Source organism: Rhodothermales bacterium (genome assembly GCA_041391505.1).
GTDB lineage: Bacteria > Bacteroidota > Rhodothermia > Rhodothermales > JAHQVL01 > JAWKNW01.
This window is the reverse complement of record JAWKNW010000038.1, coordinates 1-21,122: the sequence shown is the minus strand read 5'-3', so window position 1 is coordinate 21,122 and position 21,122 is coordinate 1. Positions and strand designations below refer to the sequence as shown.

Below are 21,122 nucleotides of genomic sequence, written 5' to 3'. Positions count from 1 at the left end.
GATACGATGAGGAAGCCACCGGGCGCCCTTTGAGCCGGCCGGCGGCTTCCTCCGTGCGAATCAGGCTACCCCGAGCTGCTTCGCCGCGTCCTCCACGAGGCCTCTGGCGGCCTCCAGGGTAGGCGCTTCCGAATAGACGCGCAGTACGGGCTCCGTGCCGGAGGGGCGCACCAGCAGCCAGCCGTTCGTGGTCATGTGTTTGTACCCGTCCAGCGTATCCAGCCGGGTCACGTTTTCGCCATGGATCGTTGTCAGGCCGCCGGCCTTCAGGCGTTCCAGGATGGCTTCTTTCTTTTTGTTCGTGGTGTGTACGTCGATCCGGTACGTCTCGTGCGGGCCGAATTCGTCGAACAATTCCTGGACGAGTTCCGACAGTTTTTTGCCGCGCTTCACCATCATCTCGACCGTGAGCAGGCCGATGTAGATGCCGTCGCGCTCGGGGATGTGGCCCTTGACGGCCATCCCGCCGGATTCTTCGCCGCCGACGAGCACGTCGCCCTCTACAATGATCGGGCCGATGTATTTGAAGCCGATCGGCGTCGTATGAACCTTCAGGCCGTATTTGTCGCCCATCTTCTGCAGCATGGACGTGGTCGAGAACGTCTTCACGATGTCCCCGTTCAGGCCGCGCACTTCGTGCAGGTACTTGATGAGCAGCGCCAGCATCTGGTGCGAATTGACGAACTGCCCTTTTTCGTCGTACATCCCGATGCGGTCCGCATCCCCGTCGTTCGCCAGGCCGGCCGCGCACTGCTCGCGGACGACCGTTGCGGCGAGTTCCGTCAGGTTTTTCTCGATCGGCTCGGGCGCCTGGCCGTGGAAGCCGGGGTTGAAGTCGTTGTGGAGCTGCACCACCCGGTCGGCGCCGAGGAGTTCGGCGACGACGCCCTGGCCGGCGCCGTACATCGCGTCATGCGCGATCTTCAGGCCCGACTTTTTGATGGCGTCGATGTCGAGTTTGCTCCGGAGCATGTTCAGGTAATCGGTCGCCACGTCGTGCAGCTCGATCGTGCCGTTGGCGACCAGGTCCTTGAACGCCTTCTTTTCGTAGGGCTGGAGCTGGTCGAGTTCTTTCTCCACCTCGTCGATCATCTCGGGCGAGGCCGGCCCGCCGAAGCTCGCCTTGATCTTGAATCCGTTGTATTCAGGCGGATTGTGGCTCGCCGTGATCACGATGCCGGCGCTGCACGCATAGGCCTGCGCGCCCCAGCTGATCGACGGCGTCGTGGTGAAGGTGCTCGCGAAAAGCACCTTGATGCCCTTGGAGCCGAGGACCGAGGCGACGTGTTCGGTAAAGGCGCGACCCTGGAAGCGGGTGTCGTGGCCGATCACCACCTTCGGCGTCGGACCGTAGTTCTTCAGCAGCCATTGCGCGGTGGCGCGGGCTACTTTTTCGAGATTTTCGTAGGTGTAATCATCGCCGATGACCGCCCGCCAACCGTCGGTGCCAAACTTGATCTTTTTGGTTGCCATAAAACCTTTATTCGTAAAGTGTTAACATCTCTCAAACCGGGCATCTCGCGGCCGGCAGGAAGGGGAGTTGCGTGGAGTTGCCGGCGGCGGAGCACCCATCTGATCGTTACGGTGGGGCGTACGTCCGGGGAGGCACACGCGTTTATTGGCGCGAGTCGGCCTTTTTTGCGGATGCTGCGATGAGCATACGGCGCGGCTTCCTCGCGGTCTGCCTTGAAATTAAGGCCATCCGGTGCAGAAAGCCACCGCTGTTTCGGGTTTTTGAACGGCCGCAAAACGGCCGGAACGGGCGATTATACGCGTTCGGGGCGCCGGCCGGCGGCCATCAGTTCGCGGGCGGACTCGAGCGCGGCCTCGGTAATTTCGGAGCCGCTGATAAGGGAGGCCACCTGCCGGGTGCGTTCGGTGTCCGGCAGGCGCGAGATGGTTGTATGGGTCCGTCCGTCCTCGATGTGCTTGGCGACGCGGAAGTGCACGTCGCCCATCGCCGCGATCTGGGCCAGGTGGGTGATGGCGATGATCTGGTGGTACTGCGCCAGGTCGCGCATGCTTTCGCCCACCTTGTTGGCGATCGTGCCGGAGATGCCGGCATCGATCTCGTCGAACACGAGGATGGGCAGTCGCTCGCTTTTGGCCAGGATGGTTTTCAGCCCCAGCATGATGCGGCTGATCTCGCCGCCGGAGGCGACGCGGGCGAGGGGTTTGAGCGCTTCTCCCGGGTTGGAGGAGATAAAGAACTCGACCTGGTCCATGCCGTCCGGAAAGGCCTGGAGGCGCTGGCCGGCCTCGTCCGTCACCCATCCGTCGGCCGCCGGCGTCTGGCTGAAGCGCACCTCGAACCGGCTGTGCGGCATCCCCAGCCGGGCCAGTTCCGCCAGGATCGCCTTCTCGACCCGCTCGGCGCCCTCGCGACGTTTTTTGGATAGCCGGCGCGCGATGTCCGAAAGCTGCGTCTGCTGCTCCGCGATCTTCGCACGCAGCGTCTCGATGGCCAGCTCGAAGTTGCTCGCCAGTTCGTATTTGGCGCCGATCTCGCGGCGATGCGCGATGACGGCCTCGAGCGTGCCGCCGTACCGGCGCTTGAGCATCTCCAGGTCGCCCAGCCGGGAACGGATGAACTCGAGGCGCTCGGGGTTGAACTCGATCCGCGCGTTGTAATCCTGTAGAAAATGCGCCAGCTCGGCGACGACGATCTGGGCGCTTTCGGCTTCGCGGGCGGATTCTTCCAGGCCGGCGTCGATGCGCGTCAGGTCCTGCAACTCGTTCCGCACGCGCACGAGATGGTCGTTTACCGCGCCGTCGGCTTCGTAGAGGAGGTCGTAGAGCTGGGCGGTCACTTCGTAGAGCCGCTCGGCGTTGGCCAGGATGCGCTCTTCGCCTTCGAGCGCGTCCTCTTCGCCTTCCTCGGGCGCCACGGCGTCGATTTCGCCAATCTGGAATTCGTAGAGTTCCTTCTGCTGCCGGAGGTCGCGCTCCTGGGCGATGAGGGACTCCAGCTCGCGGTGGCGCCCGGCCACCTCCCCGTACTGGCGCTGGTAGCGGGATACGAGGTCGCCCAGGCCGGCGAACTGGTCGAGCAGGTCGATGTGCGTCTCCGTCCGCAGGAGCATCTGGTGCTCGTGCTGCCCGTGGAGGTCGATGAGCTGGCTGGCGATGTCGCGGACGACGTTGAGCGGCGCCGGCGTGTCGTTGACGAAGGCCCGGCTCTGCGAGGCGGAGATCTCACGTCGCAGGATGATCTGGTCCGCGGGGTCGAACGCGTTCTCTTCCAGCAGCTTGCGAATGCGCGGCGACCCCGTGTTGTCGAAAATCCCCTCGATGATCGCCTTCTTCGCATCCGTCCGAATCACCTCGGTGGACGCGCGCTCGCCGAGGATCATCTTTAATGCGCCGAGCAGGATCGACTTGCCCGCACCGGTTTCCCCCGTGATGATGTTCAAACCGCTGTCGAACTCGACCTGGAGTTCCTCGATCAACGCGTAGTCGCGTATGTACATGGAGCGGAGCATACGAACAAAGCAAAAGGCCGATTGGAAAAGGCGAGCTACTGTCGGGATCCGAACGCCCGGGCGCGGGAAGTTACATCAAATGTGGATTATGTAAAAGATATGTGTGGATAGTTCAAGGTTTGAGGTTCAAGGTTCGAGGTATGCACCCTTGAACCTCGAACCTCAAACCTTGAACTACCCACAGCCCTCTGTTTGAATAGACGTTATCGCCGGCGCTCGCGTAACGTGGCGCCGGCGATTACGGTCACTTGCCGTGGCAGTGTTTGTATTTTTTGCCGCTGCCGCAGGGACAGGGGTCGTTGCGGCCGACCTTGTCGCCGCTGGTGGCGCTCTGCGGGCCGGCGGTCGGATCGCGCTCGGCGGCCGTGTTGCCTTCGTTGCCGCCGATGCCGTAGGACGGCGACGTGTTCGGCTGGCTGGACTGGGCGCGGCGCGGGTCGAGGCGCTGCTGCGCCGGGCGGGTGGCGCGGCGCGGGGCCGCGGCGTTGTTCACGAGCGGACCCGATCGGAAGACGAACGAGACGACCTCCTGGTTGATCACGTCCATCATCTCGGCGAAAAGCCGGAACGCCTCGATCTTGTATTCTACCAGCGGGTCGCGCTGGCCATAGGCGCGCAGCCCGATGCCTTCCTTCACTTCGTCAAGCCCGCGCAGGTGTTCGGTCCAGTGCTCGTCGATGAAGACGAGCAGCGCGACGCGTTCCAGGGCGTTGTTGATCGCCTGGCCCTGCGACTCGACGGCGTCGCTCACCCGGACGGTGACGCGCACCACGCGCCGGCCGTCGGTGAAGTCGACGAAGATCCGCTCCGGTTTCTGCTCGGCGTCGCTCTCCATCAGCCGCTGCATGCTTTCCGCGAACGGCCGCGCGAGCACCTCGCGCTTGCGGTTGTAATATTCGGTGGCCGCCTCCATCACTTTGTCGATGACGCCGTCTTCACCGAGCTTCGCGAAGGTCTCCTGGTTGATGTCAAAATCCAGCGCGAGCACGCGGAGGAGTTCGTCGCGCAGGCCGGCGAGGTCGCCTTCCGGGTAGCGGGCGGACACGATATCGCGGACGAGCTTGTCCAGCATCTCCATGATGTCGCCCCGCATGAAGTCGCCATGGATGGCGTTGATGCGGCGGGTATAGACGACCTGGCGCTGCGAGTTGAGCACGTCGTCGTATTCGAGCTGGCGCTTCCGGATGCCGAAGTTATTTTGCTCGACCTTCTTCTGGGCCCGTTCGATGCTCTTGTTCACCCACGGATGGGTGATGACGGCGCCTTCCTCGAGGTTCAGCCGGTCCATCACGCGGGCCACGCGGTCGCTCTTGAAGAGGCTCATCAGGTTGTCTTCGAGCGACACGTAGAACTGGCTTTCGCCGGGGTCGCCCTGCCGGCCCGAGCGGCCGCGCAGCTGGAGGTCGATGCGCCGGCTTTCATGGCGCTCGGTGCCGATGATGGCGAGGCCGCCGAGCTCGCGCACGCCGGCGGCGAGCTTGATGTCCGTACCGCGGCCGGCCATGTTCGTCGCGATCGTTACCGCGCCGCGCTCGCCGGCTTCCGCCACGATGAGGGCCTCCTGCAGGGCGCGGTCGCGCCGGGCGTTGAGCACGTTGTGCTTGATCTTGCTCCGGCTGAGCATGCGGCTCAGCGTTTCCGAGACCTCGACGGTCGTCGTGCCCACGAGGACGGGCTGCCCCTTCTCATGATACTCGGCGATCTTCTCGATCACCGCGTTGAACTTCTCGCGCCGCGTCTTGAAGACGAGGTCGTCCAGATCCTTTCGGATCACCGGCCTGTTCGTCGGAATGACGACGACGTCGATCTTGTAGATCTTGAAGAACTCTTCCGCCTCCGTGATGGCCGTGCCGGTCATGCCGGACAGCTTGTGGTACATGCGGAAGTAGTTCTGCAGGGTGATGGTCGCGTACGTCTGGGTCGCGGCCTGCACCTTCACGTTCTCCTTGGCCTCGATGGCCTGGTGCAGTCCGTCGGAATACCGCCGGCCCGACAAGACGCGGCCGGTATGCTCGTCGACGATCATCACCTTGTCTTCCTGGACGATGTAGTTGACGTCCTTCTCGAACAGGGTGTAGGCGCGCAGCAGCTGCTCGATGGCGTGCAGCCGCTCGGCGCGTTCGCTGTATGTCGTATAGAGCGTGCGCTTTTTCTCCACCAGCTCGTTGTTGATCACGCGAAGATCGTTCTGCAACTTGTGCTCGCGCTTTTCTTCGCTCAGCTGGTCCTGGTTGCGGATCTCTTCCTCGAGGGCGCGTACCTGCTCGGCGTTTGCCTTTTCCATCAGCGCGATTTCCTCGCCGATGTCGGGCAACACAAAGAGGTTGATGTCCTGGTTGGCGGCCTTGGCGATATACTGCCGGCCCTTCTCCGTCATCTCGATGGCATGCTGCTTTTCGTCGAGCGCGTAATACAGCTCTTCGTCGACGAACGGCATGTTCTTCGCGTTTTCCTGCAGATAGAAAAACTCGGTCTTCTGCCGCAGCTGTTCGACGCCCGGTTCGTTGAGCAGTTTGACGAGCCGGTTGTTCTTGCGGAAGCCGCGCGAGGCGCGCAGCAGCGCGAGGCCGGCCTCCGTCTCCGCCTCATTCGCCTTTTTGTTGTCGCCCGCGGCGTGCGCCTTGTCGCGCTCCGCCAGGAGACGCTCGGCGTCGGCCACGAAGCCGGCGACGACTTTCTGCTGGGCGCGCACGAGCTGGTCGACGGACGGCTTCAGCTCGTCGAAGCGCGTATCGTTGGATTGCGGGACGGGCCCGGAAATGATGAGCGGCGTCCGCGCTTCGTCGATGAGCACGGAGTCGACTTCGTCGACGATCGCGAAGAAGTGCTCCCGCTGCACCAGGCTATCTGCGTCGGTGACGAACGAGTGGTCGCGGAGGTAGTCGAAGCCGTATTCGTTGTTCGTGCCGTACGTGATGTCGGCCAGGTAGGCCTTGCGGCGGGCGTCCGTGTGCGGCTCGTGGCGGTCGATGACGTCGGTAGTGAGCCCGAGGAAATGGAAGATCGGTCCCATCCACTCCTCGTCGCGCTGGGCGAGGTAGGGGTTGACGGTGACCAGATGCACGCCGCGGCCGGCGAGGGCGTTGAGGTAAACGGGTGCCACGGCGACGAGCGTCTTGCCCTCGCCCGTCTTCATTTCGGCGACGCGCCCCTGGTGCAGGATGATGCCGCCGATGAGCTGGACGTCGTAGGGCACGATATCCCACACGACCGTCGAGCCGCCGGCCTGCCACGTCTGGCCGCGCATGCGCTCACAGGTGGATTTGACCACCGCGAAGGCCTCGGGGAGCAGATCGTCCAGCACGTCTTCCACCGTGTCCAGCCATTGCTGATCGAGCGCGTCGAGCTCTTCGGCGAGGCGCGTGCTTTCCTCCATCGACAGCTCGGCCGGCTGGCCGTCGCCGCTGACGGACTCTTCCGACATGCCGGTGCGCAGTTCGTGCCGGATCTCGTCGCGCCGCGTCTCGATGTCGGCCACCGCTTCCTTGATGCGCGCCTTGAATTCGCCGGTCTTGGCTTTGATCTCCTCGTCGCTGAGCGTCTTGAAGCGCTCGTACCACGTGTTGATCTCGGCTACGAGCGGCCACACCTTTTTGAGTTCGCGCTCGTTCGAATCGCCGCCGAAAAGCTTCTGGATTAACTTGATCATGTTTCAGTCGTGCCGTGGGGCAGGACCTCCCATTCTGTCAGGGTGTCGGCCGAAACGACAGCCGGCCGCGCCAGAGCGTCAGAAAACAGACGGTGGGAGCCCTTATGGATGCATAAAATCGGGACGTGGCGGACGTGTCAAAAAGCAATCCATTCCGTCGTCCGGTCGTCCGGGGCCGCCATGAGGAAACGCGGTGCCGCCGGGGATCAGGCAAAAACCCTCCCAGGCGCCCCGCGCAGGCTGCTCACGCCGGCTTCTCCCGAACGCGCTCGGGTAGGCAGTTGATCCGTTCAGAACCGGGCTCCGCCGCCTGATTTCATGTGCGCGAAGGTAAACCGCACAAAAAAAGGGCTGCCGGCGTCGTTCGACGCAGCGGCAGCCCTCCCCGGGTACGGGGTGCCGGCCATCCGGCCCTTACTTGGCGTCCAGCTCCAGCTCGAGCAGGATCGTCACCTCCTCGCCCACCACGAAGCCGCCGGCTTCGGTGAGGTTGTCCCACTTCAGGTTGTAGTCGAACCGGTTGATGACGGTCTGGGCTTCGAAGCCGACCTTCTTGGTCTCCATCATCTGGCCGGCGCCGAGGAATTCGGCCTCGAGGACCACTTCCTTCGTCACGTCACGGATCGTGAGATCGCCAACCAGCTCGAACGAGTCCCCCTTGATGTTGCGGACGCCCTTGCTCTTGAACGTCAGCGTGGGGAACTGCTCGGCGTTGAAAAAGTCGTCCGACTTGAGGTGGTTGTCGCGGCGATCGATGCCGGTGCTGATGCTGCCCACCTGGACGGTCGCTTCGGCCTGGATCGTGTTCAGGTCTTCGCCGTCCATCGTCACGCTGGCCGTGTAGTCGGTGAATTCACCCTTGACGTTGCTGATGCCGAGGTGACGCACCTTGAAGCCGATATCCGAATGGGCCTTGTCGGCCGTGTACGTCGTGGCAACCTGGTTGTAGGCCACAAAGCCGGCCATCGGGACCAGCATGACGAAAAGTGCTAGACGTATGTGTTTCAACATATTTTTCGTGTCGTAATTGAGTGGATATGGGGCGAATTGGACGGTAAACAACCGTATTGTGTGTGGTTTAACGCCGATTCGGGTTTTGGTTTCCCACTACAGTTTTTTGTTACGGTTATCTTTTTACATCGAAAAAACCGGGGGTCGACTTCCATGGAGACGCCGCAGGGTGCGTTCTCATTCCATGCAGGATCCCTGCCGGCCGGACGTTGTAGAAAAAAAGCCCGTCTGGATTCTCACTATCGTAACGCCGATCGCATGCCTCAAAAAATGGCCTACCTACGGCAGTTCCGCCGGTTGACCGGGGTCGCGCTCGTGACGGCGTCCCTCGCCCTGGCGGCGCTGCCGGCCGCGGCGCAGAGCCAGCAGAGCGGGTTTTCCTTTCTGCGGATCGAGCCGTCGGCACGCGCCGCGGCGCTGGGCGGCTCCTACGCGGCGGTGTACGGAGACGACATCAACGGGATGTTCTACAACCCGGCCCTGCTGAACGAGGGCGTCGATCGGCAGCTATCGGTCTCCTTTCTGAATCACGTGGGGGATGTGCGGGCCGGCATGGCGGCCTACGGGTTCGAGCTGGGCGGGCTCGGCCAGGCCGGCGTGGGCGTCCGCTTCCTGGGCTGGGGCGACCTCACCGAACGGGATGCCGCCGGCGAAGACCTGGGTTCTTTTCGCGCCTCGGATCTCGCGCTGACGGTCGGGCTGGCGCACCGCTACGACGAGCACCTGCTCGTGGGCGTCAACCTGCACAGCATGTTCTCGCGGGTGGCCGCCTACAACGCCTCCGCGCTGGCGGCGGACATCGGCGTGTTATACCACTCCCTAGATGGCGCCTTCACCGCCAGCGCGTCGGTCAATAACCTGGGCATCACGCTCAACGCGCTGGGGTCGGTGGACGACGAGCTGCCGCTCGATCTGCGCGTCGCGTTTACGCGGAGACTGCGTTATCTCCCGTTATTGTTATCCGTCACGGCCTACGATCTGCACGATGTCGATACCGCCGCCGACGAGGCGAGCACCTTCGGGCAGGTCATGAACCATGTCGCCCTCGGCGGCGAATTTCAGTTCAGCGAAGGGTTCAACCTGCGCGTCGGCTATAACCATCGCCGGCACGAGGCGCTCAAGATCAAGAGCCGGCTCGATTTCGCCGGCTTCGGCTTCGGAGCCGGCATCAAGGTGTCGCGGCTCCGTTTTGACTATGCGTACAGTTCCTGGTCATCCTTCGGCGGGATGCACCTGCTTACGCTGCGCACGGTGATCTGACCGCGGCGCACCGGGAATAGAAACGGCCTCGCGCCGGTCCAATGGCTGCATCGCCATATCGGCCTGCCTAACCTGACCGCCGTCTACCATGAATCACGACCCCGCCATCCGACGCCTTGCCGCCCCGCTGATCCTCGCGCTGCTGTTTTCGGGCGGGCTGCTTGCCGGATGCGCCTCGTTCGGCGCCGAACCCGACGGGGCCGACCGCCGGGTGTCCGAGGGCGAGCCGGTATCCCTGTCGGAAGGCCAGACCGTCCGGCTGCGGGGTTCGGATTTCTGGGTGGAGTTCGTCGAGCGAACGCTGGAGGCCCGGTGCCCCGAAAACGTCGAGTGCTTCTGGGAGGGCGAGGCGGAAGTCGAACTGAAAGCCGGCGCGCCCCAGCACGAGGTGCCGCCATTTCGTATCCGCGGTTTCCTCGCCGGCGGCGATACCACGAACTACGACGTCGATCCGCTGGGCTACCGCATCCGGCTGATCCGCCTCGATCCGTACCCCGTCTACGACCAGCCCGAGCGTGCGCCCATCACGCTCACCCTGGCCATCGAGGTGTTGGACTGATCGGTGCCGTCACATCATCGTTACCGAAAGCGGTCTTTTCAGCATGTTTCGTTTGGGCACTTTGGTAGGGGACTTGCGCATGTAGGAGGGTAGCCCACATTCACACACCACGCATCTCGCTATGGACGTATCTGTCGATCCGGTCAGGGCGCTCGTCGAACGCGCCCGCGACCTGCCGCGTCCCCCCGCACCCCCGTTGCCGGCATTTTTCAAGCGCATCCCGCCGGCCGCGAAACAGCCGACACCGGCGGCACCGACCGAGGACGTGGCGCTGCACGTGCAGGCCGGCCTCGAACCCTATGGCGCGCCGCTCGATCGGAAGCGCGCCGCCCATCTGCTCCGCCGGACCGGCTTCGGCGCCTCGCCGGCGCAAATCCAGGCGCTGACCGGCCTGACGGCGGCGGAGGCGGCCGGCCGTATCCTGGATGAGGCGCTGGACCGTGAAGGCGTGCCCTTCCCCGAACCGCCGGCCTGGGTCGATGAGCCCATTCCCGACCTGGGCGGTCCGCAGGAAATCATCGACGCCTTTATCGAGAGCAACATCGTCTGGCTCGATGAATTGACGAACGGCTGGATGACCCTCTTCCGGACCGTCGGGTTTCGGGAGCGGATGGTGCTCGTGTGGCACAACCATTTCGTGACGCAGGTCGACGACTATTTCCTCGCCACCCACGCGTACCGGTATCTCGCGATGCTGCGCGAGCATGCGCTGGGCGACTTCAAGGCGTTCGTCCGCGCGGTCGGGACCGATCTCTCCATGCTCGCCTACCTGAACGGCGACGACAACCGCGTCGGGGCGCCGAACGAAAACTATGCGCGCGAGCTCCTCGAACTGTTTACCATGGGGCCCCGGGATCGCGACGGGAACGACAACTATACGCAGGACGACATCGTCGAGATCGCCCGGGCGCTCACCGGATGGATCGTCGACTACATCGATAACGTGCCCGTCTTTCTCAATAACCTGCACGACCGGGGCGAAAAGACGATTTTCGGACGGACCGGAAATTTCGGATACGACGATGTGGTGGATATCCTCTTCGAGGAACGCGCCGAGCAGGTGGCCTACTTTGCGTGCGCGAAGCTCTACAAGGCGTTCGTCCACGCCGTTCCGGATCCCGATCTCGTGCAGCAGATGGCCGGCGTGATGCTCGCGAGCGACTTTGCAATCGAGCCGGTGATGCGGGCTCTGCTCGGCAGCGCGCACTTTTTCGACGAGGAGGTGATCGGCGCGCAGCTGTCGAGTCCGCTCGACATGCTCATCGGCATGTACGGCAATGTCGATCTCGTGCCCGACGCCGAGCGGGTGACCCTGCTGCGGTTATTCGCCGGCTTTATCGAGCAGCAGGTGCTCAATCCGCCGAACGTCGCCGGCTGGCCGGGCTATCGCGCGTGGCTCAACACCACCTCGCTCCCCATCCGGTGGCTGATGACCGATTTCCTGCTTTTCGGCGATAACGGTCAGCAACCGCTCGACATCCTCGCGATGGCTGCGCAACTCCCCGAGGCGTCGGACCCGCTCGTTGCCTTCACCCTGCCCGTGGCCCTGGCAGAGCATTTCATGAACGTGCCGGTCGACCGGCTCGATATCGGCTCCGTCACCGAGGCCTTCAGCGGCGATCTGGTCAACAACCCCATCCCGCAGGAGGTGCTCGACGGGCCGGCCTACCGGCAGGATCTCGCCAAGATCTTTCTGGCCGGCGTGCCCTGGTACGAATGGAACCTCGAGGAAGACCTCGCGCCGTGGACGATCCTGTTTTTCATCCGCTTCCTGAGCCAGTTCCCGGAATTTCACCTCACCTGACGCTTCGATCGCCTCCCTTCCAGCCTATCCTGTCCGAATCCTATGTGCGATCATCATGCTACCCGTACTGCGCCGCCACCCGGCAGCGCGCTCGAACACGGCGAGGCGCATTCCCGCGATCATGCCGCGTGGTCCCGCCGCGATTTTCTCACCGGGCTGGGCGCCGCCGTCGGCGGGGCCTTCATGCTGGCCGGCACGCCGGTCCGCGCCTTCGGGACCTCGCCGCTGCTGGCGCAGCTGCGCGCGGCCGAGACCGACCGCGTCCTCGTACTCATCCAGCTCTCGGGGGGGAACGACGGACTGAACACCGTCGTGCCCTACGAAAACGACATCTATTATCGCGAGCGACCCGGCATCGCCATCGCCAAAGCGTCGGCGCAAGCCCTGGCCGTGGGGCAGGATATGGGGCTGCACCCGTCGCTGGCCGCCTTCGAACCCTACTATGTCGACGGTCGGTTCGCCATCGTGCAGAATGTGGGGTATCCCTCGCCGAACCTCTCGCATTTCAGGTCGACCGACATCTGGATGTCGGCCACCGGCGCCGATACGATCGCGCCCACCGGCTGGGTAGGGCGCTACCTCGACCGCGAGTTTCCCGGTTTCGACGAGACGCCGACCGACTACCCCCTGGCGGTGCAGATCGGGGGACTTTCGTCGCTGATGTTCCAGGGGCCGGCGGGCAATATGGGGATGTCGCTGGTGAGTCCCGACTTTTTCGACCGGCTGGCGGAGGATGGCAAGCTGTACGAAACGACGGGGCTTCCGCCGACCCGCTACGGCGCCGAGATGGCCTATGTGCGCACGGTCGCGAACGACTCGTTCGTGTACGCCAGCGCGGTACAGAGCGCCTCGGCGGCCGGCGTAAACGACATCGAGTATCCCCGGAACGGGCTCGCCAACAACCTCTCGATCGTCGCCCGGCTCATCAAGGGGAATCTCGGCGCCCGGGTATACCACGTCTCGATCGGCGGCTTCGACACCCATGCGGATCAGCCGGGGCAGCACGCCCAGCTGCTCAGCGCCCTGGCCACGAGCGTCGACGCCTTTTTGCAGGATATCGCGGCCGCCGGCATGGAAGAGCGTGTGCTGGCCATGACGTTCTCCGAGTTCGGCCGCCGGGTGGGACAGAACGGGTCGGGCGGCACCGACCACGGCACGGCGGCGCCGCTGTTCATCGCCGGCAACGGCGTCAACGGCGGGCTGTTCGGCAACGCGCCCGATCTGGTCAACCTCGACAGCGCCGGCAACCTCGTCTACGAGCACGACTTCCGGACCGTCTACGCCACGCTGCTGCAGGACTGGTTCGGCCTCGATCCGTGGGTCGTGGGGGATGTCCTCTTCGGTCACGCCTACGAGCCGCTCGCGCTCATCGCCGACCCGGCGAGCCCCGTGGCCGTCGAACGCGGACCGCTGCCCGCGTCGTTCCGGCTGGAGCAGAACTACCCGAATCCCTTCAATCCGCAAACCACCATCGGATTTGCGCTGGAGCGCGCGGAGGCCGTGCGGTTGACGGTTTATGACGTGCGCGGCCGGCGGGTGCAGACGCTGGTGGATGGCCCGATGCCGGCGGGGGCGCATCGCATCGCGTTCGATGCGGGGCGGTTGCCGAGCGGGATGTACCTCTACCAGTTGGAAACGGCGGCCGGCGTCGAGACCCGGCAGATGGCCCTCGTTCGCTGATACAGGTTTGACCCACAACATAAAAGGCGAGGCCGGCGTCAAGCCGACCTCGCCTTTTTACGTTCCTTCACCGCAGGACGGTTTACTTCGAGAGCACCATCGTCTGCGTGAACGTACCGGCCGGCGTGCTCAGCCGATACAGGTAGGTGCCGCTCGGCAGGTTGCCGGCGTCGAATCCGGCATCGTAACGGCCGGCTTCGAGGACGCGGTCCACGAGCACCTGGACTTCACGACCCAGCATGTCGTACACCGAGAGGCGAACGTGCGCGGCTTCCTTCACCGCAAAGGTGATGGTCGTGGTCGGGTTGAACGGGTTCGGGTAGTTGCCTTCGAGGCCGAAGCTCGTGGGCGCTTCGGAGGCGACGAAGAGCGGCGCGTCGGTCGCGGCGCCAAACGAGGCGCTGGTCGTATCGCCGCAATGGCCCGGGCCAATCAGGCCGTTGTTGTAGTCATCGAGCGTGCTCGAGAGCGGCTCGCCGCCGTTCCAGTTCTTGATGCCGTTGCCGATCGGGCCGTTGGCTATGAGCCAGGCGTCGGCCGCCGTGATGGTGGAGGCGATGTCGGTGTCGTCGGCGCTGTTGGCGACGTTCAGTTTGGCCGCGATCAACTGGTGCGCGAGGATGATCGTCTTGTCACCCTTCGGCGAGGCGTTGAGGATGCCGAGCAGCGCGCTCTTCGCGTAGACGGTGTTGCCGAGCGTCAGCTGGTCGACGGGCCACGCTTCTTCGTGCGTCTTCCAGTAGCCCAGGGTGAACGAGCACCCACCGCCGGGCGGCGGGGGAGGCGGCGGGAGGAACACGAGGTTGTCCAGACCGCCGGATCCTTTATGGGTCATGACGAGCTTGACGACGCCGGCCGTACCCGTTCCCGGAGCCCCGGCGTCGGTGTACAGCGTGGCGACGCCGTTGTCGCCGGTAGCCGGCGAAGAGTACATGCCGAGCATCACCCCGCCCTCGCCGAGCAGTTCGATGTTCTGGGACTCGTTGCTCTCGCGGTCGATGATCGTGAACTTGAAGAGCGTCACCGCTTCGGGAAACTCGATCGTGATCGTCGTGGCCGACGTCTCGTCATCGGGATTGGTCACGCCGGGCAGGCCGGGCTGGATCTCGACGATTTCGCTCGGGCGCTCATGCACGATGAGGATGTTGCCGAGCGCCGTATCGTTCTGGTACGCGCCGGGGCCGCCGCCGATGCCGAGGCCCGGGCCGCCGAACGCCGTGTTGGGCGATCCGAGGTCACGGTCGCCGCCCGAGCAGCCTCCGACACAGTTGGAGTCGAAAATGACCGCCGAGTTGACGGCCGGGCTGTTCTGGAGGTTGGAGCCGACGACGGTCACCGGACCGTAGCCGCCGTCCGCGAACACACTGCCGACGACCTGGCCTTTGACGAGGCCCTCGAAGTCGATGGTTTGCTGGGCCTGTGCCGAGCCGAACGCCAGCAGGGCGATCAGGGTCAGCATGCAGCCACGCAGGTTTTGCTTGCGACTGATGTTTGGTTTCATCTAGAAATACCCCAGGTAGTGGATGGAGAGTGTTGGGCTGCACGCTCCATCCAACGTAGGGATCTTTCTTTCGCTCGAGCTGGCTGTTATGTATCGTTCGACATGCGCTGGCGGCGCATTCGCATGCGCTTCATATCCCCTGCATGGACGCAGTTTTCACGGAAATGCCTGCAGAAAGAGGATAGATCGGCTCAGGATTCCGAGCGAATCCCGCGAAACGTGCAGGTCGTCGCGCCGGCATAGTCGCACCGTCCCCGCATGTTGCCGTCCTCGACGGTGCCGGAGTAGGTGATCGTCTGGCCGGCGCTCGTCACCTGGAAGGTGAACTCATTGACGCGGACGCTCCCCTTGACGGAAGCGCTTCCGAGGAGGCCCTGGTAGGTGCCTTCGAGCGCCTCTCCGTGCTGCTCCAGTTGAAGATAGGCGGAGCCGCTGCTCGCGTCGAGAAGAACTTGCATGTGCCAGGCGCCTTCTACACGCTCGGCGAACAACGAAGGCGCCAGGGTGGTGAGCGTGAGGGCGCCGACCAGCATCAGGGATCGGATGGCCGAATACATCATGATCGCGGGGGTAATGGGTGTTGGTTGCTGCAAAAGAACGGCGCCCGGGAACGCGGACGCGCGGTCAGGGGGAGTACACGGGCGGACGATCGATCCCCCTATACGGATCCCCCCTACTTACGTGGCGAGCCGGCGTCTGGACCTCGCGGCTGCCGGCGTGTGGCGGTGGTGGAAAGCCGGGTGCACGCGCCGGCCAGGGCGCGGCAACAAACCGGTGATGGAAACCTCCATCTCTCCGGTAATCGTCCGTCAGGGCGCCGACTTTCGGGGATAGTATGAAAAGCGTGGGAAAGATCAAAAAAGGAGGTCTTTTTTCGTTACAACCTCTTTCTTTTCAGGGATCCTACGCCAGCACGGTACGTCCTACCGTCTCTATAACAGAGCGCCCCCGAGGCGCATCGCACCGTTCCATCTTGATCCCGTACGACCTCTATTCCGTACGACACTGTATCATGGAAGGAAAGATCAAATTCGGCGACCGCGTACGTGTGCACCTGTACAATAAGCAGGGGCAGTTGCTGGGCGCTATCGAAGGGGTTGCGAGCGATTTCGCTCCCAACACAGAAGTGGCGCCGGGCATCAAGAAAAATCTCATCTGGGTCACGCAAATCAAGGACTACCAGCGTCCGGACGACATGGGCGAGCCGCAACCGGCCGACGAGGGCTGGTTCGCGGACACCGACGTCGAAAAAATGGAAGACGCCGGCGGCCAGCAAACCATGCGCATCTTCTCCAACTGATTACGCCTCAACTCACTCTTACCGCCTCTTCGGGCCTACAATCACGTGTCAGTACCCGTTTCCAACTCCGGCGACGATAAAGCGCCCGCGACGAACTTTATCCGTGGCATCATCAACGAGGACCTTCGCACCGGGAAAAACGGCGACCGGGTCGTAACGCGCTTCCCCCCGGAGCCGAACGGCTATCTGCATATCGGCCACGCCAGCTCGATCTGTCTCAACTTCGGCATCGCCCGGGATTACCCCGGCGCCGTCTGCCACCTCCGTTTCGACGACACCAATCCCGAGACCGAGGAGATCGAATACGTGGAGTCGATCCAGAACGATGTGCACTGGCTCGGCTTCGACTGGAAGGACAAACTCTTTTTTGCATCGGACTATTTCGAGCAGCTCTATGGCTTCGCGGTGATGCTGATCGAGGCCGGCAAGGCCTACGTCGATAGCCTGACCGAGGAAGAGATGCGCGCGCGTCGCGGCACGGTCAACGAACCCGGCACCAACAGCCCGCATCGCGACCGGTCGGTGGCGGAGAACCTGGACCTGTTCGCGCGCATGCGCGCCGGCGCGTTCCCGGATGGGGCGCACACGCTCCGCGCGAAGATCGACATGGCCTCGCCGAACATGCTCCTGCGCGACCCGGTGCTCTACCGCATCAAACACGCGCATCACTACCGGACGGGCGACGCCTGGTGCATCTACCCGCTCTACGACTTCGCGCATCCGCTGTCCGACGCGATCGAAGGCGTCACGCACTCGATCTGCACGCTCGAATTCGAGGTGCACCGGCCGCTGTACGACTGGCTCGTCGAAAACGTGCCGATCGCCTGGGATCCGCGTCCGCGGCAGCACGAGTTCGCCCGGCGCAACCTGAACTACACCGTCACCAGCAAACGCAAGCTGTTGCGTCTGGTGAACGAAGGGTATGTCGACGGGTGGGACGATCCCCGGATGCCGACCATCGCCGGGTTGCGCCGGCGCGGCTACACGGCGGAGTCCATCCAGGCCTTTTGCGACCGCATCGGCATCTCCCGGGCGACCGGCGAAGACGACATCGCGCTCCTCGAATACAGCATCCGGGACGACCTGAACCACAAGGCGCCCCGTGTGATGGCGGTGCTCGATCCGTTGAAAGTCGTGATCACCAATTTCCCGGAGGGGAAGGTAGAGGAGCACGAGGCCTCGTACTGGCCGCACGACGTGCCGAAGGAAGGCTCCCGGATGGTGCCGTTTTCGCGGGAGCTGTTTATCGAGCGGGAGGATTTCATGGAGAACCCGCCCCGCAAATTCCACCGGCTTTCGCCGGGCTCCGAAGTGCGGCTGCGGTACGCCTACATCATCCGCTGCACGGACGTGGTCAAGGATGCAGCCGGCAACATCCTCGAAGTGCATTGCACCTACGACCCGGATACGAAGAGCGGCGGTTCGGGGGAAAACCGGAAGGTGAAGGGGACCATCCACTGGGTGTCCGCCGCGCAGGCCGTGCCGGCGGAGGTGCGCCTGTACGATCGCCTGTTCTCGAGGCCGGACCCCGAAGGGGACGAAGGCAAGACGTTTCTGGATAACCTCAATCCCACCTCGCGCGTGGTGCTGACCGGTGCGCTCGTCGAGCCCGGCCTGGCCGGCGCGAAGCCGGCCGATCGCTTTCAGTTCGAGCGGCAGGGCTATTTCGTGGTCGATCCGGACACCTCGGCGGGCCGGCTGGTGTTCAACCGGATCGTGACGCTACGCGATACGTGGGCCAAGATCAGCGAGAAAGAGACGCCGGCTGCGGAAGGGAAGGCGGCTGAAAAGAAAGCGCCCGCCGAAGTCGTGGCGGCGCGGACGCGCGCCGACGTCACCCAGAATCTGAACGCCGAGGCGACGACGGCGCTGCATCGATACATCGACGAACTGGGCCTCGACCTGTCGGAAGCGGAGGCGCTCGTAGCGGACTCCGATCTGGCCGGGCTCTTCGAGGCCACGCTGGCGCTCGGGCACGCGCCGAAAGCGGTGGCGGCGTGGGTCGTGCACGTGCTACCCGGCGCGCTGGCCGGAAAGTCCTGGTCGGATGCCGCACCGGCTGCCGGGGCCATCGGTGAATTGATCGATCTGATCGAGGATGGCACGCTGTCGACGCGTATCGCGAAAGATGTCTTCGGCGACATGGTGGCGACGGGTAAACGCGCCGGCGAAATCGTCGAGACACGCGGTCTGCGCCAGGTCAGCGATTCCGGCGCCCTCGCACCCATCGTTACCTCGCTGATGGATCGCTTTCCGGACAAAGTCGCCCAGTATAAGGACGGCAAGACCGGTCTGATCGGCTTCTTTGTCGGCGAAGTGATGAAAGAGACGAAAGGCCAGGCGAATCCGCAGGTGGTCAAAGACCTCCTCGCCGAACATCTCGGGTGAAACGGTTCGAGGTTTGAAGTTCAAGGATCAAGGAGATCCCCTTTCCTCGTACCTTGAACTTCGACCATTGATCAGCCACCGTGACCCGAGGGCTACCGATTCACGGCGATATAGTCGTCGATGAAGTTCGTGACGGAGGTCACGGCCGTGTCGCCGATCAGTTCGAGTGTGTCGTACGAAACGACGCCAACGAGTCCGGTATCCCAGGTCGAGGCGACGGCAGCGATGCGCTGCTCAGCGAGCTGCACCTGCTGGAAAAACTGCGTGTTGACGGCGAAGGGGACGATGCCCTCGCCGGCGTCCAGCATGTTGATGTGCACGTAGAGGTTGGGGACGCGCTCGCCCTCTACCATCTCGGTCGCCTCGATGATGTGGAGGCCGGCAGCCGTCAGGCGCTCCGCGACGCGGCGCCGGATCGTGGCGACGTCCAGCAGCGGCTCCTGGGTCAGGCCACGTGTGCCTTCGACGTCGACCGTGAGGTAGAAGCCCTGGATGTCCTGCAAGGTCTGGCGTGCCCGTTCGACGGCCGGCTGGGCCTGGGCGCACTGGGCCGTGATCAGGAGGAGCAAAGCGATGAGGAGTGTTCGTAGGTGCGGCATGATCGTGTCGGTTTTCTCTTAGAGATCCACAAACCTCCCGCAGGTTGCCGTCAGTGCCCCACGGCACGCCCGTCGAAGGAGCGGGAGTCGGCGGCGCCGTAGATCATTTCCTCCTTGTAGTCGATGTACACGCCCATGACGCGGCCCATGTCCGAACGCTCCACCACGGAGTGCCCCATAGCTTCGTAGAGCGCGCGCGTGTCCGGGGAGATGCCCCAGCGTTCGAAGATCGTCTCGTCCGGCAGCCACTGATGGTGGATGCGTGAGGCCTCGATCGCCTGCCCGACGTCCATGCCGTGGTCGATGACGTTCAGGACGACCTGGAGCACGGTGTTGATGATGGTCCGCCCTCCGGGCGTCCCGATGACGAGGACGGGTTTGCCGTCTTTCGCCACGATGGTCGGCGTCATGCTGGAGAGCATACGTTTGCCGGGCGCGACGAGGTTGGGCGGAGTGCCGATCTGACCGGTCGCGGTCGTCTTGCCCGGCACGGGGTTGAAGTCGCCCATTTCGTTGTTCAGCAAAAAGCCGGCGCCGTCGACCACCATCGACGACCCATAGCTGTATTCGAGCGTGTAGGTCAGCGACACCGCGTTGCCGGCGGCGTCGACGATGGATACGTGGGTGGTTTCTTCGCTCTCGTAGGCCTCGTTGAACAGGTCGGGGTCGCTGACGGAAGCGGTCGTCAGGCTGATCGATTGGCGCAGTTCGTCGGCGTAGGCCTTCGAGGTCAGGCGGTCGATGGGCATGTCGGGGTTAAACGCGGGGTCGCCGATGTACCGGGCCCGGTCGGCGTAGGCGCGCCGCATCGCTTCCGTGAGCACATGCAGGTATTGCGCCGAGTTATGGCCCATGGCCTTGAGGTCGTATCCCTCGAGGATATTGAGCATTTCGACGATCGCGACGCCGCCCGAGCTCGGGGGCGCCATCGCATACACGTCATAACCGCGGTAGGTGCCGTGGATGAGCGGCTGTTCGACAGCCTGGTACGCGGCGAGGTCGGCTTCCGTGATGAGCCCGTCGTTGGCGCGCATGAAGTCGGCGATCAGTCTGGCCGTCTTGCCCTTGTAGAAACCGTCGCGACCCTGGTCGCGGATGCGTTTGAGGCTTTCGGCCAGGTTGGGCTGTTTGAAGGTTTCGCCCGGTTCGTAGAGCTGGTTGCCCGGTTTGAGGAAGGCTCGGGTGGTGGACGGGTACAGGTCGGGCCGTTTCTGCAGGCCCTTCAGGAAGCCCTGCATCGCCCACGTCGAGGGGAAGCCGTCTTCCGCGAGCCGTACCGCCGGCTCCACGAGTTGCCGCCACGGCATCGAACCGAGCCGCTTGTGGGCCATCTCCAGCCCGGCGACCGTGCCCGGCACCCCGATCGCCAGGGCTCCTTCGTGGTTGCTGTTGTTACGGATATTTCCCCGGCTATCGAGATACATGGTCTCGGTGGCCGCAGCGGGCGCTTTCTCCCGGAAGTTGAAGGAGGTGGTCGTGCCGTCCGCGCCGTGGTAGACGATGAAACCGCCGCCGCCGATGTTGCCGGCCGACGGCAGCGTGACGGACAGCGCGAAGGCGGTGGCGACGGCCGCGTCGATGGCGTTGCCTCCCTGTTGGAGGATTTCATTCCCCACCTCGGAGGCGAGGTAATGGCTGCTGGTGACCATGCCCTTGCGCGCCGGCGCCGGCGTGCGCCCCGTTTGCGCGGTCACAGAGGTCGGAACGACCCATAGCAGGGCCAGAACGAACGATAGAAGGCGAATTTTCATCACGGCACGAAAGGACTGGTTGATTGCCGGCCGCAATGTACGCAATCCATCACACTTCGTCTCCAGGTCCCGCCTCAATTCGTGTGGGATGGGGGATGGGGGATCAGGCGTGTTAACAAAAATAGCAGGGCGTCCTTT

Annotated in this window: 14 protein-coding genes; 6 read left to right on the top strand and 8 right to left on the bottom strand. The window is 63.8% G+C overall.

Going from position 1 to position 21,122, the window contains the following annotated elements; all coding sequences use genetic code 11:
* Nucleotides 1-60 precede the first annotated feature (60 nt).
* The 4 genes from R2834_22800 to R2834_22785 all read right to left on the bottom strand — a co-directional run bounded on the left by R2834_22800 (nt 61) and on the right by R2834_22785 (nt 8,109).
* Nucleotides 61-1,473 (bottom strand): phosphoglucomutase/phosphomannomutase family protein, encoded by a 1,413-nt coding sequence (locus tag R2834_22800; protein ID MEZ4703175.1) that lies wholly within the window; start codon nt 1,471-1,473, stop codon nt 61-63.
* Nucleotides 1,474-1,766: 293 nt separating this feature from the next.
* Nucleotides 1,767-3,470, bottom strand: a complete 1,704-nt coding sequence (gene recN / locus R2834_22795; protein MEZ4703174.1) for a DNA repair protein RecN — start codon at nt 3,468-3,470, stop codon at nt 1,767-1,769.
* Between the two features lie 256 nt (nt 3,471-3,726).
* Complete coding sequence (gene secA / locus R2834_22790) at nt 3,727-7,131, bottom strand: preprotein translocase subunit SecA (protein MEZ4703173.1); 3,405 nt, start codon at nt 7,129-7,131, stop codon at nt 3,727-3,729.
* Between the two features lie 414 nt (nt 7,132-7,545).
* Complete coding sequence (locus R2834_22785; protein ID MEZ4703172.1) at nt 7,546-8,109, bottom strand: YceI family protein; 564 nt, start codon at nt 8,107-8,109, stop codon at nt 7,546-7,548.
* Nucleotides 8,110-8,412: 303 nt separating this feature from the next.
* Between R2834_22785 and porQ the strand changes: the two genes are divergently transcribed.
* The 4 genes from porQ (at nt 8,413) to R2834_22765 (ending at nt 13,445) form a co-directional block, all read left to right on the top strand.
* Nucleotides 8,413-9,402, top strand: a complete 990-nt coding sequence (porQ, locus tag R2834_22780; GenBank protein ID MEZ4703171.1) for a type IX secretion system protein PorQ — start codon at nt 8,413-8,415, stop codon at nt 9,400-9,402.
* 88 nt (nt 9,403-9,490) lie between these two features.
* Nucleotides 9,491-9,961 carry a hypothetical protein gene (locus tag R2834_22775; GenBank protein MEZ4703170.1) on the top strand — a complete coding sequence of 157 codons (471 nt, stop codon included), beginning with the start codon at nt 9,491-9,493 and terminating at the stop codon, nt 9,959-9,961.
* A gap of 121 nt (nt 9,962-10,082) precedes the next feature.
* Nucleotides 10,083-11,765, top strand: a complete 1,683-nt coding sequence (locus R2834_22770; GenBank protein MEZ4703169.1) for a DUF1800 domain-containing protein — start codon at nt 10,083-10,085, stop codon at nt 11,763-11,765.
* A 42-nt stretch (nt 11,766-11,807) separates the two neighbouring features.
* Nucleotides 11,808-13,445, top strand: coding sequence for a DUF1501 domain-containing protein (locus R2834_22765; protein MEZ4703168.1), 1,638 nt, complete (start codon nt 11,808-11,810; stop codon nt 13,443-13,445).
* 82 nt (nt 13,446-13,527) lie between these two features.
* Here the strand turns inward: R2834_22765 and R2834_22760 are convergent, their stop codons facing one another.
* On the bottom strand, nt 13,528-14,904 hold the full coding sequence (locus R2834_22760) for a T9SS type A sorting domain-containing protein (protein MEZ4703167.1): 1,377 nt from the start codon (nt 14,902-14,904) through the stop codon (nt 13,528-13,530).
* 233 nt (nt 14,905-15,137) lie between these two features.
* Nucleotides 15,138-15,506, bottom strand: coding sequence for a hypothetical protein (locus R2834_22755; protein ID MEZ4703166.1), 369 nt, complete (start codon nt 15,504-15,506; stop codon nt 15,138-15,140).
* Nucleotides 15,507-15,958: 452 nt separating this feature from the next.
* On the opposite strand from R2834_22755, the gene R2834_22750 reads away from it, so the two are divergent.
* A complete protein-coding gene (locus R2834_22750) occupies nt 15,959-16,246 on the top strand; it encodes a hypothetical protein (protein ID MEZ4703165.1) in 288 nt (95 codons plus the stop codon).
* Between the two features lie 45 nt (nt 16,247-16,291).
* The gene (locus R2834_22745; GenBank protein ID MEZ4703164.1) at nt 16,292-18,634 is read left to right on the top strand and encodes a glutamine--tRNA ligase/YqeY domain fusion protein; all 2,343 of its coding nucleotides are present in this window, start codon (nt 16,292-16,294) and stop codon (nt 18,632-18,634) included.
* A gap of 92 nt (nt 18,635-18,726) precedes the next feature.
* Here the strand turns inward: R2834_22745 and R2834_22740 are convergent, their stop codons facing one another.
* Nucleotides 18,727-19,233: a hypothetical protein gene (locus tag R2834_22740; protein MEZ4703163.1), complete on the bottom strand. Its 507-nt coding sequence runs from the start codon at nt 19,231-19,233 to the stop codon at nt 18,727-18,729.
* Nucleotides 19,234-19,283: 50 nt separating this feature from the next.
* Complete coding sequence (ggt, locus tag R2834_22735; protein MEZ4703162.1) at nt 19,284-20,984, bottom strand: gamma-glutamyltransferase; 1,701 nt, start codon at nt 20,982-20,984, stop codon at nt 19,284-19,286.
* Nucleotides 20,985-21,122 lie beyond the last annotated feature (138 nt).

Bases quoted from the DNA above. Each gene is read 5' to 3' on its own strand.
- R2834_22800 (MEZ4703175.1), bottom strand. From the start codon at position 1,473: ATGGCAACCAAAAAGATCAAGTTTGGCACCGACGGTTGGCGGGCGGTC.
- R2834_22755 (MEZ4703166.1), bottom strand. From the start codon at position 15,506: ATGATGTATTCGGCCATCCGATCCCTGATGCTGGTCGGCGCCCTCACG.
- recN (MEZ4703174.1), bottom strand. From the start codon at position 3,470: ATGTACATACGCGACTACGCGTTGATCGAGGAACTCCAGGTCGAGTTC.
- porQ (MEZ4703171.1), top strand. From the start codon at position 8,413: ATGGCCTACCTACGGCAGTTCCGCCGGTTGACCGGGGTCGCGCTCGTG.
- R2834_22740 (MEZ4703163.1), bottom strand. From the start codon at position 19,233: ATGCCGCACCTACGAACACTCCTCATCGCTTTGCTCCTCCTGATCACG.
- R2834_22750 (MEZ4703165.1), top strand. From the start codon at position 15,959: ATGGAAGGAAAGATCAAATTCGGCGACCGCGTACGTGTGCACCTGTAC.
- R2834_22785 (MEZ4703172.1), bottom strand. From the start codon at position 8,109: ATGCTGGTCCCGATGGCCGGCTTTGTGGCCTACAACCAGGTTGCCACG.
- secA (MEZ4703173.1), bottom strand. From the start codon at position 7,131: ATGATCAAGTTAATCCAGAAGCTTTTCGGCGGCGATTCGAACGAGCGC.
- R2834_22760 (MEZ4703167.1), bottom strand. From the start codon at position 14,904: ATGCTGACCCTGATCGCCCTGCTGGCGTTCGGCTCGGCACAGGCCCAG.
- R2834_22765 (MEZ4703168.1), top strand. From the start codon at position 11,808: ATGTGCGATCATCATGCTACCCGTACTGCGCCGCCACCCGGCAGCGCG.
- ggt (MEZ4703162.1), bottom strand. From the start codon at position 20,984: ATGAAAATTCGCCTTCTATCGTTCGTTCTGGCCCTGCTATGGGTCGTT.
- R2834_22775 (MEZ4703170.1), top strand. From the start codon at position 9,491: ATGAATCACGACCCCGCCATCCGACGCCTTGCCGCCCCGCTGATCCTC.
- R2834_22770 (MEZ4703169.1), top strand. From the start codon at position 10,083: ATGGACGTATCTGTCGATCCGGTCAGGGCGCTCGTCGAACGCGCCCGC.